We start from the raw sequence: 12,933 nt of genomic DNA on the forward strand, positions 1-12,933 counted from the left end.
CTCCGGGACCTCCCCCACAGGGGGAGGCGGGGCGCTCCGCTCCAAGGCCCGTTCCCATGACCTATACCCCAGAACCCATCGTCCGGATCTTCGACACCACTTTGCGCGACGGCGAGCAGTCGCCCGGCTTCTCCATGACCATGAAGGGCAAGCTGCGCATGGCGCGCGTGCTCTCTGCGCTGAAGGTCGACGTCATCGAGGCGGGCTTCGCCGCCGCCTCGCCCGGCGATGCCGAGGCCGTTCAGGCCGTGGCCGAAGAGGCGGACGGCCCGATCGTCTGCTCCCTCGCCCGCGTGACCGAGCGCGATATCGACGCCGCCGCCAAGGCGCTGGAGCCAGCGAAGCGCAAGCGCGCCCATGTCTTCATCGGCACCTCGCCCACCCACCGCCAGCACAAGCTGAAGATGCGCAAAGGCGAGGTGCTGGACGCGATCGAGCACGGCGTGCGCTATGCGCGCAGCATCTTCGAGGATGTCGAGTTCTCGGCCGAGGACGCGATGCGCACCGAGAAGACCTTCCTCGCCGAGTGCCTGCGCACCGCGAACGAGGCGGGCGCGCGGACGCTGAACGTGCCCGACACGGTCGGCTATTTCACGCCGGAGGAGACCTATGAGGTCTTCAGCTATCTGATCAATGCGGTGGAGCCGGACGATCAGACGGTCTTCTCGACCCATTGCCATGACGATCTGGGGATGGCGGTCGCCAATTCCCTCGCCGCCGTCCGCGCAGGCGTGCGCCAGATCGAATGCACGATCAACGGCATCGGCGAGCGCGCGGGCAATTGCGCGATGGAAGAGGCGGTGATGGCCCTGCGCACGCGCCGCGACACCTATGGCGTCGACACGCTGCTCGACACGCGCCGCTTCTACGAGGCGTCGCGGACGCTGGAGGATGTCACGGGAGAGAAGGTCCAGCGCAACAAGGCCGTAGTCGGACGCAACGCCTTCGCCCATGAAGCGGGCATTCACCAGCACGGCATGCTGTCCAACCGCAAGACCTATGAGATCATGGAGCCCGAGGATGTCGGCGCGCCGGTCAGCGCGCTGGTGCTGGGCAAGCATTCGGGCAAGCACGCCCTGTTCGCGCGGCTCGAGGAGCTGGGGCACGAGGTCTCGCCCGACCGCCGCGAAGCGGTCTTCGCCGCCTTCAAGCTGATCGCCGACGAGAAGCACGAAGTGTCCGACGACGAGCTGCGCACGCTGGTCTCGGGCGCATCGAACCGCGTGGTGCCGGTGCTGTGAGGACGCTGTTCGACAAGGTCTGGGCGCGCAACCTCGTCCGTGCGGAGGCGGAGGACATGCCCGCCATCCTGCATATCGGCCTGCATCTCGTGCACGAGGTGACGAGCCCGCAGGCCTTCTCCGTCCTGCGCGAGCGGGGCCTGAATGTCCGCCGTCCCGACCTCACCCTCGCCACCATCGACCATTCCGTTCCCACTCTGCCCGCGGGGCCGGACGGCCGCCTGCCTTATGTCACGCCGCAGGCCGAGCGGCAGGTCGAGACGCTGCGCGCCAATTGCCGCGAGCACGGCATCGAGCTTCTGGACCTCGGCGACGAGCGGCGCGGCATCGTGCACCTGATCGGGCCGGAGCTCGGCCGGACGCAGCCGGGCATGACGGTCGTCTGCGGCGACAGCCACACCTCGACCCATGGCGCGTTCGGCGCCCTCGCCTTCGGCATCGGCACCACCGAGGTGGGCCATGTCCTCGCCACCCAATGCCTGTTCCAGCGGCGGCCGAAGACCATGCGCGTCCTCTTCGAAGGCGCGCTCCAGCCCGGCGTGACCGCCAAGGACATGGCCCTCGCGGTGATCGCGAAGCTCGGGATGGAAGGCGGCACGGGCCATGTGCTCGAATATCAGGGCGAGGCGGTGCGCGGGCTGTCCATGGAAGGGCGCATGACTCTCTGCAACCTGTCGATCGAGGCGGGCGCGCGCGCCGGGATGGTGGCGCCCGACGAGACGACCTTCGACTATCTGCGCGGCCGCCCCGGCGCCCCAGCGGATTTCGAAGCCGCAATGGCCGAGTGGCGCGCTCTGCGCTCGGACGAGGATGCGGCGTTCGATGCGGAAGTTGTGATCGACGCGGCCGCGATCTCGCCCATGGTCACCTTCGGCGTCAGCCCGGACGAAGCGGCGAGCATCGCGGGCGCCGTGCCCGAGCCCGCCAATGACAGCCAGGCGGCGGGCCTTACCTATATGGGCGTGCGCGCGGGCGAGCCCGTGGCGGGCCTGAAAGTGGCGCGGGTCTTTGTCGGCTCCTGCACCAATGGCCGGATCGAGGACCTGCGCGCGGCGGCCGCCGTCCTGCGGGGACGGCGCGTCGCCGAGGATGTCACGGCGCTGGTCGTTCCGGGCTCCGAAGCGGTGAAGCGGCAGGCCGAGGCGGAGGGCCTTCACGAGGTCTTCCTCGCCGCAGGCGCGCAATGGCGAGAGCCGGGCTGTTCGATGTGCATCGCGATGAATGGCGACAAGGGCGCCCCCGGCGAGGTGGTCGTTTCGACCTCGAACCGGAACTTCCGCGGGCGCCAGGGCGAGGGCGTGCGCACCGTGCTCGCCTCGCCCGCCACGGCCGCGGCGAGCGCGGTCGAGGGCAGGATCGCCGATCCCCGTCCCTATCTGAAAGGCGCAGCGGCATGAGCTTTCAGCCCTTCACCGCCCTCACCTCGAAAACCCTCGTCCTGCGCGAGGAGAATATCGACACCGACCAGATCATTCCGGCCCGCTTCCTGACGACCACCGACCGGGAGGGCTTGGGCGATGCGGCCTTCCATGACTGGCGGTACGGGCCGGACGGCGTGCTCGACGAGGGTCACGTCCTCAACCGCACCGACATGGCGACGCATCGGGTCTTGGTCGCGGGCGACAATTTCGGCTGCGGCAGCTCGCGCGAGCATGCGCCCTGGGCGCTTCTCGCCTTCGGCCTGCGCGCCGTGATCAGCACGTCGATCGCAGACATCTTCCGCTCGAACAGCCTCAAGAACGGCCTGCTGCCGGTGGTGGTCGACGAGGAGACCCATGCCCTGCTGCTTTCCGAGCCGGGGCGGGAGGTGACCGTCGACCTCGAAGAGAACAGGCTGCGCTTTGGCAATCATGCCGTGCCCTTCGAGACCGAGGCCTTCGCCCGGCGCTGCCTCCTGGACGGAAAGGACCCCTTGGGCGTCCTGCTCGACGCCCTGCCTGAGATCGAAGACTTCGAGGAGCGCGCGGCATGAGCCTGCATGTCACCGTCCTGCCCGGCGACGGGATCGGCCCGGAGGTCACCGATGCCGCGCTGCGCGTTCTCGCGGCCGTCTGCGAGGCGGAGAATATCGGGCTGCGCACGGAGACCCGCCATTTCGGCGGCGCGGCCATCGATGCGACCGGCGAGCCGCTGCCCGAGGAGACGAAGGAAGCCTGCCTGTCGGCGGATGCCGTGCTCCTGGGCGCGGTCGGCGGCCCGAAATGGGACGAGGCCGCCAAGAGCGGCGCGCCGCGTCCGGAAAAGGGCCTTCTGGGCATTCGCTCGGCGATGGGTCTCTTCGCCAATCTGCGCCCCTCGCGCCTCTTTGCCGGCCTGGAGAACGCTTCGCCGCTGCGCCCCGAACGGGTGGCGGGAACGGATATCCTGGTCGTGCGCGAGCTGACCGGCGGCGTCTATTTCGGCGCCAAGGAAGAAGGAACGGACAGGGCGACCGACCTCATGCCCTATAGCCGGGAAGAGGTGGAGCGGGTGGCCCGCGTCGCCTTCGAGGCGGCCAAGGGGCGGCGCGGACGGCTGACCTCGGTCGACAAGGCGAACGTGCTGGCGACCTCGCGGCTCTGGCGGAGCGTGATCGAGGATCTCTCGGGCGACTACCCGGAAGTGACGGTCGATCACGTTCTCGTGGACGCCATGGCCATGCATCTGGTCACCCACCCGGCGGATTTCGACGTCGTTGTCACCGAGAACCTCTTCGGCGACATCCTCTCCGACGAGCTTTCCGCAGTGGTCGGCTCGATCGGCCTCGCAGCCTCGGCCTCGCTGGGCGAGCCGGGCCGCCCGGGCCTCTACGAGCCGATCCATGGCTCGGCGCCGGACATTGCGGGGCGCGGGATCGCCAATCCGGCCGGTTCGATCCTGTCCGTCGCCCTTTTGCTGCGCCATTCCGCCGGTCAGGAGGCGGCAGCCTCGCATATCGAGCGGGCCGTCTCCGCGGTGCTCGAACAGGGACTGCGCACCGCGGATCTCGGCGGCAGCGCTTCGACGGAGGCTTTCACGGAAGCCGTTCTCGAAGCCCTCACGGCGTCTTGAGCCGCGCGAACTCCTCTCAGTTTCCTTTCTCTCGACAAAGTCGGCAGGAAGACCGGGCGTAACGGCGTGGCCCTTGCTAGGGACTCCGCAAACCCGCACGAGGGGAAGACTTGGAACCAGAACGCGTAATTCGGGTTGGGCTCCTGAAGGGGCATGTCCGAACCGGCCGCTGCACTGCGGACCGGCCTGCGAGGCCGGCCCGGGTCCTGCCATCGTGACGCAATGAGTTCCCGCAAGAGGACGACCGATATGTTCGACGACGCAAGCGCCGCCGGAACGCCGACCACGACCGCCATCATCGGCGGCGGCCCCGCCGGCCTCACGGCCGCCTACGACCTGCAGAAATACGGGGGCGCGGGGCACAAGCCTCTCGTCTTCGAGGGCAGCGCGCTCGTGGGCGGCATCGCGCGCACCGAAAGCTATAAGGGCTACCGCTTCGATATTGGCGGCCACCGCTTCTTCACCAAGGTCGGCGAGGTCGAGGCCTTCTGGAAGGAAGTGATGGAGGACGACTTCATCACCCGGCCCCGCCAGTCGCGCATCTATTACGACGGCAAATATTACGCCTACCCGCTCAAGATCTTCAACGCGCTCGGCAATATGGGCCCGCTCGAGGCGGCCAGCATCATGGCGAGCTTCGCCAAATGGCGCGCCAAGCCGCACAAGGAAGAGGAGAACCTCGAGCAGTGGGTGACCAACCGCTTCGGGCGGCGCCTCTATGAGCGGTTCTTCAAGACCTATACGGAAAAGGTCTGGGGCATTCCCTGCACCGAGATCCGCGCCGACTGGGCCGCGCAGCGCATCAAGAACCTGTCGCTGACCAAGGCCGTGTGGAACGCGCTGACCGGGGCGAACGACACGACGAGCCTGATCGAGGAATTCGAATATCCCCGCCTCGGCCCGGGCCAGATGTGGGAGACCTGTTCGGCCAAGGTCCAGGAGCGCGGCGGCGAGGTCCACATGGAGACCTATGTCACCCGCGTGAACCGCGAGGGCAGCAGGGTCGTCTCGATCGAGACGCGCGACAAGGATGGGCAGACCCGCACGGTGAAGGCCGAGAACTTCATCAACACCATGCCCCTGCGCGAGCTGATCGAGGTCATGGATCCCCCGCCCCCCGCAGAGGTGCGCGAGGCGGCGGCCAAGCTGAAATATCGCGACTTCCTGATCGTCACCCTGATCCTGGACCACCCCGATCCCTTCCCGGACAACTGGATCTACATCCACAGCCCGGAAGTGAAGGTCGGCCGCATCCAGAACTTCCGCGCCTGGTCGCCGGACATGCTGCCCGACAAGGATACGGCCTCTATCGGGATGGAATATTTCTGCCATGAAGGCGACGGGCTGTGGGAAAGCACCGAGGAGGAGCTCATCGCCCAGGCCGGCGCCGAGCTCGAACAGCTCGGCCTCGCCGACGCCAAGACGGTGATCGGCGGCAAGATCATCCGCCAGCCCAAGGCCTATCCCGTCTATGACGGCGAATACCGGGCCGCGCTCGACACGATCCAGGCCTATATCGACACGCTGGAGAACTTCCAGACGGTCGGCCGGAACGGCATGCACCGCTACAACAACCAGGACCACAGCCAGCTGACCGCCATGCTCGCGGTCAAGAACATCCTCGGCGAGGATCACGACCTGTGGAACGTCAATGTCGAGCGGTCCTATCACGAGGACTTCACGACCGGCGAGAAGAAGCGGAACGAAGGCGGCATGGCCGGCGCCGCGGCCATTCCGGCCAACTGAACGGGCGCGCGCCCTAGGCATCGGCGCGCTTTTGCCTAACTTCCGCTCTCGGCAGCGGGACGACGGACATGGCGGATGGCGAAGAGACGGTGACGGCGGAAGCCGTCACCGCGATCGGCGAGATCGGCAAGGCGGCATGGGATGCGCAGGCAAACCCGCAAGGGCGGCCCTACAACCCCTTCGTCGCCCATGACTTCCTGAGCGCGCTCGAAGACTCCGGATCGGTCCGCCCCGAGACCGGCTGGGCGCCGCGCCACCTCGTCCTGCGCCGCAAGGACGATATTGCCGGTGTCATGCCCTGCTATCTGAAGGGGCACAGCCAGGGCGAATACATCTTCGACCACGCCTTCGCCGATGCCTATATGCGCGCTGGCGGGCGGTATTATCCCAAGCTTCTCAGCGCCATCCCCTTCACGCCCGCGACCGGCCCGCGCCTGCTCGCCGCGCAGGGAGACGACCGCGCCCTCCTCGCGCAGATCGGCCCGCAAGTGGCGAGCGAGCTTCGCCTCAGCTCCTTCAACATCAACTTCCCCCCGCCCGAAGAGACGGAGGCGCTGCGCGAGGCGGGCTATCTCATAAGGACCGGGCAGCAATACCATTTCGAAGATGAGGGGTTCGGCGACTGGGACGGCTTCCTCTCCGCCCTCTCCTCCCGCCACCGCAAGGCGCTGCGCAAGGAGCGGGCGGCGATCCGCGACATGGACGTCACCGTCCGCTGGGTCACGGGGCCCGAGGTCACCGAAGCCGAACTCGACACCTTCTGGACGTTCTATCAGGACACGGGCAGCCGCAAATGGGGCACACCCTATCTGACCCGCGACTTCTTCAGCCTCCTGGCCGAGCGGATGGCGGACAGGATGCTGCTCATCCTCGCGGACCGTGGCGGGCGCACGATCGCGGGCGCGCTCAACATGATCGGCGGCGACACGCTTTACGGACGCTATTGGGGCCGCACCGAGCATGTGCCCTTCCTGCATTTCGAGCTGTGCTATTACCAGGCGATCGACTTCGCGCTGGAACACGGCCTGACCCGCGTCGAGGCGGGCGCGCAGGGCGAGCACAAGGTCGCGCGCGGCTATCGGCCGGTGGCGACCTCGTCTGCGCACTGGTTCGCGGACCCCGGCTTCAAAGAGGCCGTCGCCGACTATCTCGAGCGCGAGCGCGCGCAGGTCGAGGACGATATCGGCTATCTTGGCGAATTCACGCCCTTCCGGCGCGGCTGATGCGGCAGGTCGCGGTGTTCCACGAAGCCGAGGAAGCGCAGATCGCGCGGAGCTTCCTGCGCAGCCACGGCATCGACGCGCAGCTGCCCGACGAGCAGGCGCTCTCGGTGATGCCCGATTTCGGCCTGGGCGGCTACCGCCTCATCGTGCCGCGGGAAGAGTTCTTCTCCGCGCAGGCGCTCCTGCGGGAGGTGGAGGAAAAACCCTCCCCTTACGCTGCGTGCGGGCGTTGCGGGAAGGCGGCCCTGCGTCGTAGCCGGGGCCGGACATTCCCGGCGATCCTGGCCGCCCTGTTCGGCGCGCTCGCCCCGCTCGCTTCGGCAAGGGGAGGCCTGCGCTGCGAGGCCTGCGGTCACAGACAGGACGCCGACGACAAGGAGATCCCCGCATGAGCCTCGATCATGCCTATGAGACCGAGAACATCTTCGCCAAGATCATAAGGGGGGAGATTCCTGCCGCGAAGGTCTTCGAGGACGACGAGATCCTCGCCTTCATGGACGCCTTCCCGCAGACCGAGGGGCACACCCTCGTCATCCCGAAGACCGTGCATGCGGTGAACCTGCTCGACACGCCTGCGGACACCCTGCAGCGCCTGATCGTCCGCACGCAGATCATTGCCGGCGCCATCGTCGACGCCCTCTCGCCCAACGGCTTCCGCATCGTCCAGTTCAACGGCGACGCGGCGGGCCAGTCGGTCTTCCACATCCACTTCCACATCATCCCGTCTTACCGGGACCGGTCCGAGGCCGCCCATGGCGGCGGCAAGGCCGATCCGGAAGACCTCGAACGCATTGCGAGCGTGATCCGTGAGCGACTCTAAGCCCATTTCGCCCGAGCGGCGCATCGTCCTCGTCACCGGTGCCTCGCGCGGCATCGGCCGCGCCGCCGCGCGCGAACTCGCCCGCCGCGGCGCCCATGTCCTCTGCCTCGCCCGCACGGTCGGCGCGCTCGAGGAGCTCGACGACGAGGTGCGCGCCGAAGGCGGCGCGTGCAGCCTCATTCCCGCCGACCTCACCGACGAGGATACCGTCACGCGCCTGCCGGCGGCGCTGGCGGAGCGCTTCGGACGGCTCGACGCGCTGGTGCTCAATGCCGGCACGCTCGGCGAGCTGACGCCCGTGACCGATATCGACGGGAAGACCTGGTCGAACGCCCTCGAAGTGAACGTCACCGCGAACTGGCGCCTCCTCGCCGGTCTCGACCCGCTCCTGCGCCTGTCCGACGCCGGCCGCGTGGTCGGCATCACCTCCAGCCGCGCGCGCAAATATGTGCCGTTCTGGACGACCTATTCGGCCAGCAAGGCCGCCTTCGAGGCGCTTTTGCTGACCTATGCCGCCGAGCGGGCGGAGACGAAGATCCGCACTAATCTCATCGATCCCGGCCCCATCGCCACCGGCATGCGGGCCAAGGCCATGCCCGGCGAGGATCAGGACACTTTGGCCCAGCCCGAAGACCTCGCCCCGCTGATCGCGGACGTCGCGGGCGAAGGCTTCACCGAAAACGCCGCACGCCTCTCCTTCAAGGAGTGGACGTCCGAGAAGGGAGAACAGGAATGAAGACACGCGCCGCCGTCGCCTTCGAAGCGGGCAAGCCTCTCGAAATCGTGGAACTCGACCTCGAAGGCCCCAAGGCCGGAGAGGTCCTGGTCGAGGTCAAGGCCACGGGCCTCTGCCACACCGACGCCTATACCCTGTCCGGCAAGGACCCCGAGGGCGCCTTTCCGGCCGTGCTCGGCCATGAAGGCGCGGGCGTCGTCGTCGAGACGGGCCCGGGCGTCACCTCTGTCGAGCCGGGCGATCACGTCATTCCTCTTTACACCCCCGAATGCCGGGAGTGCGAGTACTGCCTGAACCCCAAGACCAATCTCTGCCAGAAGGTCCGCTCGACCCAGGGCCAGGGCCTGATGCCGGACGGCACCTCGCGCTTCTCCTACAAGGGCGAGAAGATCCTGCACTACATGGGCACCTCGACCTTCTCGAACTACACGGTCCTGCCAGAGATCGCGCTCGCCAAGATCCGCAAGGACGCCCCCTTCGAGAAGGTCTGCTATATCGGCTGCGGCGTGACGACCGGCATCGGCGCGGTGATGTTCACCGCCAAGGTCGAGCCCAATTCGACGGCTGTGGTCTTCGGCCTCGGCGGCATCGGCCTCAACGTCATCCAGGGCCTCAAGCTGATCGGCGCGCGGCAGATCGTCGGCGTCGACCTCAATGACGACAAGCGCGCCATCGCCGAGCAGTTCGGCATGACCGATTTCGTGAACCCGAAGGATCACGGCAACAATCTCGTCGGCCACCTCGTCGAGCTGACGGGCGGGGGCGCGGATTATTCCTTCGAATGCATCGGCAATACCGATGTGATGCGCCAGGCCCTCGAATGCTGCCACAAGGGCTGGGGCGAGAGCGTCATCATCGGCGTCGCGCCTGCGGGCGCGGAGATCTCGACCCGTCCCTTCCAGCTCGTCACCGGCCGCGTCTGGCGCGGCTCGGCCTTCGGCGGCGCGAGGGGCCGGACCGACGTGCCGAAGATCGTCGACATGTACATGGAAGGCCGCATCGACATCGACAGCCTGATCACCGACGTGATGCCGCTCGAGGACATCAACAAGGGCTTCGAGCTGATGCATGAGGGCAAGGGCATTCGAAGCGTGGTGAAGTATTGACGATGTACAGCCGTGCGTGGTCGGTGGGTGTGGACTCGAACCACTCCCCGCGAACGGGCGCGGCTTTACAGGCCGCTTGCCGGAACCCCCGGCTTTACCCACCGATCGGTGCACCCTCTCTGGGTACGGCAATGAAAAGCCGTACTCAGGAAGAACGAATATGTTTTGTAAAGGCGTGCAACCGCACGCGCGTCTTCTAGATCCCCTTAAAGGGGATAAAGGCGCGCATATGAGTGGCGGATGAACATGCGCGTGTCTTGAGCAGAATCTCTGACGCCTGTCAATAAAGGATCTCGATCCATGAAGACCATCAAGAGTTGGCGTTCCTTCGGCGGCACGCTGTCCGTGCACGAGCATGACAGCGAAGCCTGCTCATGCCCGATGACCTTCGCGGTCTTCACCCCGCCGGGCGAAGGGCCCTTCCCGGTCCTCTGGTACCTGTCCGGGCTGACCTGCGACTGGTCGAACGTGATGGAGAAATCGGGCCTCCAGCGCATGGCGTCAGAGCTCGGCCTGATGGTGATCGCGCCCGATACGAGCCCGCGGGGGCCGGGCGTGGCCGATGACGAGGCCTATGATCTCGGCCAGGGCGCGGGCTTCTATCTCGATGCGACGCAAGAGCCCTGGGCGAAGCATTTCCGCATGGAGAGCTATATCACCCGGGAACTGCCGAAGCTCGTCTTCGGCAATTTCCCCGGCGACGAAAGCCGGCAGGGCGTCTTCGGCCATTCCATGGGCGGGCATGGCGCGCTGACGCTGCACCTCAAAAACCCGAAAACCTATCGCTCGGTCTCGGCCTTCTCCCCCATCGTCGCGCCCGCGCAGGTGCCTTGGGGCGAAAAGGCGTTCACGGCCTATCTCGGCGATGACCGCGATGCGTGGAACCGCCATGACGCGGCGGCGCTCGTGCAGGCGAAGGCGACGGAGGCCCATATCCTGATCGATCAGGGGACGGCGGACCAGTTCCTCGAAGAGCAGCTGAGGCCCGAGATCTTCGAAGCGGCCTGCGAGGCGTCAGGCCAGGCGCTCACCCTGCGGCGGCAGGAGGGCTACGACCACTCCTATTATTTCATCGCCAGCTTCATGGAAGACCATCTGCGCCATCATGCGCAGGCGCTGAAAGCCTGATCAGGCCGCCCGCTCGAGGCCGCGGGCGGTCCAGATCTCCTCGAGCGCATCGACCAGCCTGTCCATGTGCTCGTCGGTGTGCAGCGGCGTCGGCGAGAAGCGCAGGCGCTCCGTTCCCTTGGGCACGGTCGGATAGTTGATCGGCTGAACGTAGATGCCGTGATCCTCGAGCAGCTCGTCCGAGACCGCCTTGCAGGCGACGGGGTCGCCGACCATGAGCGGGACGATGTGGCTCGGGCTGTCCATGACCGGCAGGCCCGCCTCCGACAGACGCGATTTGAGCGTCGCCGCCCGTTCCTGGTGGCGTTTGCGGAGGTCGCCCCCTTCGCGCAGCGCCCTGACCGAGGCGAGCGCGCCGGCGACGAGCACGGGCGAGAGCGCGGTCGTGAAGATGAAGGAGGGCGCATAGGAGCGCACCGCGTCCACCATCGCCGCGCTGCCCGTGATATAGCCGCCCATCACGCCGATCGCCTTGCCGAGCGTTCCCTCGATGCAGTCGATCCGGTCGGAGACGCCGAGCTGCTGCGCAACGCCGCCGCCCTGCCCGTAAAGGCCGACGCCGTGGACCTCGTCGAGATAGGTGAAGGCGCCATAGCGCTTCGCCAGCTCCGCGACCTCCGCCACCGGGCCGAAATCGCCATCCATCGAATAGACGCTTTCGAAGGCGATGATCTTGGGCTTGTCCTTGGGCAGGCCCTGCAGAAGCTCTTCGAGGTGAGCGACATCATTGTGCCGCCAGATCAGCTTGGGTCCGCGGCCGCCCTTGATCCCCTGGATCATCGAGGCGTGGTTCAGCTCGTCCGACAGGATCACCGCACCGGGCAGGAGCCGCGCCAACGTGGAAAGCGTCGCCTCGTTCGAGATATAGCCCGAGGTGAAGAGCAGCGCGGATTCCTTGCCGTGAAGCGCGGCCAGCTCCTCTTCGAGGGCGACGTGGTAATGCGTCGTCCCGGCGATATTGCGAGTGCCGCCCGCGCCCGCCCCGACGGCGTGAAGCGCCCGCTCCATCGCATCGACCACCCGCTCGTCCTGGCCCATGCCGAGATAGTCGTTCGAGCACCAGACGACGACGTCCTGCCGGCCGCCATCCTCCAGATAGCGGGTCGCCAGAGGAAAGCGTCCGCGCTGCCGCTCGAGATCGGCGAAGACGCGATAGCGCCCTTCTGCGCGCACGGCGGCGAGCGCGTCCTCGAACACGGCTTCGTAGTCTGTCGTCATGGGCGGCGCCCTAACACGGCTTTCCTGAGGCAGGATATAAGGAACAGGCCTTATCTTGCGAGAAAGACCGGTCGTCGCAGCGCCTGCCTGCGCGGAACGCGCCCCGGAGCCGCGCTCTTAGAGCTGGTAGCGGATCTGGTCGGCCCAGAAGCGCTCGAGGCGCTCAAGCGAGATATTGGTCCGCTCCATCATCATGGCGCTGACATCGCCGACCTTCTCGACCGAGGCGAGGTGGCGGTCGAAGAGGTCCGCGATCTTGCCGCGCACGTCGAGGCCGGCTTCGGTGAGGGACACCCGCACCGAACGGCGATCGCTGTCGGAGCGTTGGTGGCTGATATAGCCCGCCTCGACCAGCTTCTTGAGATTGTAGGAGACGTTGGAGCCCAGATAGTGCCCGCGGCTGCGCAGCTCGCCGGCCGTCAGCTCCGCATCGCCGATATTGTACAGGAGCAGCGCCTGCACGGCATTGATGTCTGTCTGGCCGACGCGCTCGAGCTCGTTCTTGATGACGTCGAGGAGCTGGCGGTGCAGCCGCTCGATCAGGGTGAGCAGCCGCAGATAGACCGCTTCCTTATCCGTCGGCTCGTCATCCGCGGAATGGGCGACCTTGAGACCGTCTTGCATCAACATGGCGAACTCTCTGGACTGAGGACCTTGGCCCCGACCATAAGGATGCGTTTCTAAG

Annotated in this window: 13 protein-coding genes and 1 tRNA gene; 11 read left to right on the forward strand and 3 right to left on the reverse strand. The window is 66.9% G+C overall.

Going from position 1 to position 12,933, the window contains the following annotated elements; translation table 11 throughout:
- Nucleotides 1-56 precede the first annotated feature (56 nt).
- The 10 genes from IE88_RS0102800 to IE88_RS0102845 all read left to right on the forward strand — a co-directional run bounded on the left by IE88_RS0102800 (nucleotide 57) and on the right by IE88_RS0102845 (nucleotide 9,902).
- Nucleotides 57-1,241, forward strand: coding sequence for a 2-isopropylmalate synthase (locus tag IE88_RS0102800; RefSeq protein ID WP_031549886.1), 1,185 nt, complete (start codon nucleotides 57-59; stop codon nucleotides 1,239-1,241).
- A complete protein-coding gene (gene leuC, locus IE88_RS0102805) occupies nucleotides 1,238-2,638 on the forward strand; it encodes a 3-isopropylmalate dehydratase large subunit (protein WP_031549888.1) in 1,401 nt (466 codons plus the stop codon). The genes IE88_RS0102800 and leuC overlap by 4 nt, the downstream gene beginning before the upstream one ends.
- Nucleotides 2,635-3,213 carry a 3-isopropylmalate dehydratase small subunit gene (gene leuD, locus IE88_RS0102810; protein WP_031549889.1) on the forward strand — a complete coding sequence of 193 codons (579 nt, stop codon included), beginning with the start codon at nucleotides 2,635-2,637 and terminating at the stop codon, nucleotides 3,211-3,213. The genes leuC and leuD overlap by 4 nt, the downstream gene beginning before the upstream one ends.
- Entirely contained in the window at nucleotides 3,210-4,271 is a 1,062-nt protein-coding gene (gene leuB, locus IE88_RS0102815; RefSeq protein WP_031549890.1) for a 3-isopropylmalate dehydrogenase, read from the forward strand. Before leuD ends, leuB begins: the two co-directional genes overlap by 4 nt.
- A gap of 249 nt (nucleotides 4,272-4,520) precedes the next feature.
- Nucleotides 4,521-6,017, forward strand: coding sequence for an NAD(P)/FAD-dependent oxidoreductase (locus IE88_RS0102820; RefSeq protein WP_051881432.1), 1,497 nt, complete (start codon nucleotides 4,521-4,523; stop codon nucleotides 6,015-6,017).
- Nucleotides 6,018-6,085: 68 nt separating this feature from the next.
- Nucleotides 6,086-7,240: a GNAT family N-acetyltransferase gene (locus IE88_RS0102825; RefSeq protein WP_031549892.1), complete on the forward strand. Its 1,155-nt coding sequence runs from the start codon at nucleotides 6,086-6,088 to the stop codon at nucleotides 7,238-7,240.
- Entirely contained in the window at nucleotides 7,240-7,632 is a 393-nt protein-coding gene (locus IE88_RS0102830; protein ID WP_031549893.1) for a hypothetical protein, read from the forward strand. The genes IE88_RS0102825 and IE88_RS0102830 overlap by 1 nt, the downstream gene beginning before the upstream one ends.
- Nucleotides 7,629-8,060 (forward strand): HIT family protein, encoded by a 432-nt coding sequence (locus IE88_RS0102835; RefSeq protein ID WP_031549894.1) that lies wholly within the window; start codon nucleotides 7,629-7,631, stop codon nucleotides 8,058-8,060. The genes IE88_RS0102830 and IE88_RS0102835 overlap by 4 nt, the downstream gene beginning before the upstream one ends.
- Nucleotides 8,047-8,796, forward strand: a complete 750-nt coding sequence (locus IE88_RS0102840; protein WP_051881433.1) for an SDR family NAD(P)-dependent oxidoreductase — start codon at nucleotides 8,047-8,049, stop codon at nucleotides 8,794-8,796. Before IE88_RS0102835 ends, IE88_RS0102840 begins: the two co-directional genes overlap by 14 nt.
- Nucleotides 8,793-9,902 (forward strand): S-(hydroxymethyl)glutathione dehydrogenase/class III alcohol dehydrogenase, encoded by a 1,110-nt coding sequence (locus tag IE88_RS0102845; RefSeq protein WP_031549897.1) that lies wholly within the window; start codon nucleotides 8,793-8,795, stop codon nucleotides 9,900-9,902. Before IE88_RS0102840 ends, IE88_RS0102845 begins: the two co-directional genes overlap by 4 nt.
- 17 nt (nucleotides 9,903-9,919) lie before the next feature.
- On the opposite strand, the gene IE88_RS18025 is transcribed toward IE88_RS0102845, so the two are convergent.
- Nucleotides 9,920-10,006 (reverse strand) — tRNA-OTHER (locus tag IE88_RS18025).
- A 196-nt stretch (nucleotides 10,007-10,202) separates the two neighbouring features.
- On the opposite strand from IE88_RS18025, the gene fghA reads away from it, so the two are divergent.
- The gene (gene fghA / locus IE88_RS0102850; RefSeq protein ID WP_031549899.1) at nucleotides 10,203-11,030 is read left to right on the forward strand and encodes an S-formylglutathione hydrolase; all 828 of its coding nucleotides are present in this window, start codon (nucleotides 10,203-10,205) and stop codon (nucleotides 11,028-11,030) included.
- Here the strand turns inward: fghA and hemA are convergent, their stop codons facing one another.
- Complete coding sequence (gene hemA, locus IE88_RS0102855) at nucleotides 11,031-12,248, reverse strand: 5-aminolevulinate synthase (protein ID WP_031549901.1); 1,218 nt, start codon at nucleotides 12,246-12,248, stop codon at nucleotides 11,031-11,033.
- A gap of 117 nt (nucleotides 12,249-12,365) precedes the next feature.
- Entirely contained in the window at nucleotides 12,366-12,872 is a 507-nt protein-coding gene (gene ldtR / locus IE88_RS0102860) for a transcriptional regulator LdtR (RefSeq protein ID WP_202900423.1), read from the reverse strand.
- Nucleotides 12,873-12,933: the final 61 nt, after the last annotated feature.

It is taken from the genome of Parvularcula oceani, assembly GCF_000733125.1.
Taxonomy (GTDB): Bacteria; Pseudomonadota; Alphaproteobacteria; order Caulobacterales; family Parvularculaceae; genus Parvularcula; species Parvularcula oceani.

Coding starts and splice junctions, on each gene's coding strand:
- hemA (WP_031549901.1), bottom strand. CDS start 12,248: ATGACGACAGACTACGAAGCCGTGTTCGAGGACGCGCTCGCCGCCGTG.
- leuB (WP_031549890.1), top strand. CDS start 3,210: ATGAGCCTGCATGTCACCGTCCTGCCCGGCGACGGGATCGGCCCGGAG.
- IE88_RS0102830 (WP_031549893.1), top strand. CDS start 7,240: ATGCGGCAGGTCGCGGTGTTCCACGAAGCCGAGGAAGCGCAGATCGCG.
- IE88_RS0102825 (WP_031549892.1), top strand. CDS start 6,086: ATGGCGGATGGCGAAGAGACGGTGACGGCGGAAGCCGTCACCGCGATC.
- IE88_RS0102820 (WP_051881432.1), top strand. CDS start 4,521: ATGTTCGACGACGCAAGCGCCGCCGGAACGCCGACCACGACCGCCATC.
- ldtR (WP_202900423.1), bottom strand. CDS start 12,872: ATGCAAGACGGTCTCAAGGTCGCCCATTCCGCGGATGACGAGCCGACG.
- IE88_RS0102845 (WP_031549897.1), top strand. CDS start 8,793: ATGAAGACACGCGCCGCCGTCGCCTTCGAAGCGGGCAAGCCTCTCGAA.
- leuD (WP_031549889.1), top strand. CDS start 2,635: ATGAGCTTTCAGCCCTTCACCGCCCTCACCTCGAAAACCCTCGTCCTG.
- fghA (WP_031549899.1), top strand. CDS start 10,203: ATGAAGACCATCAAGAGTTGGCGTTCCTTCGGCGGCACGCTGTCCGTG.
- IE88_RS0102835 (WP_031549894.1), top strand. CDS start 7,629: ATGAGCCTCGATCATGCCTATGAGACCGAGAACATCTTCGCCAAGATC.
- IE88_RS0102800 (WP_031549886.1), top strand. CDS start 57: ATGACCTATACCCCAGAACCCATCGTCCGGATCTTCGACACCACTTTG.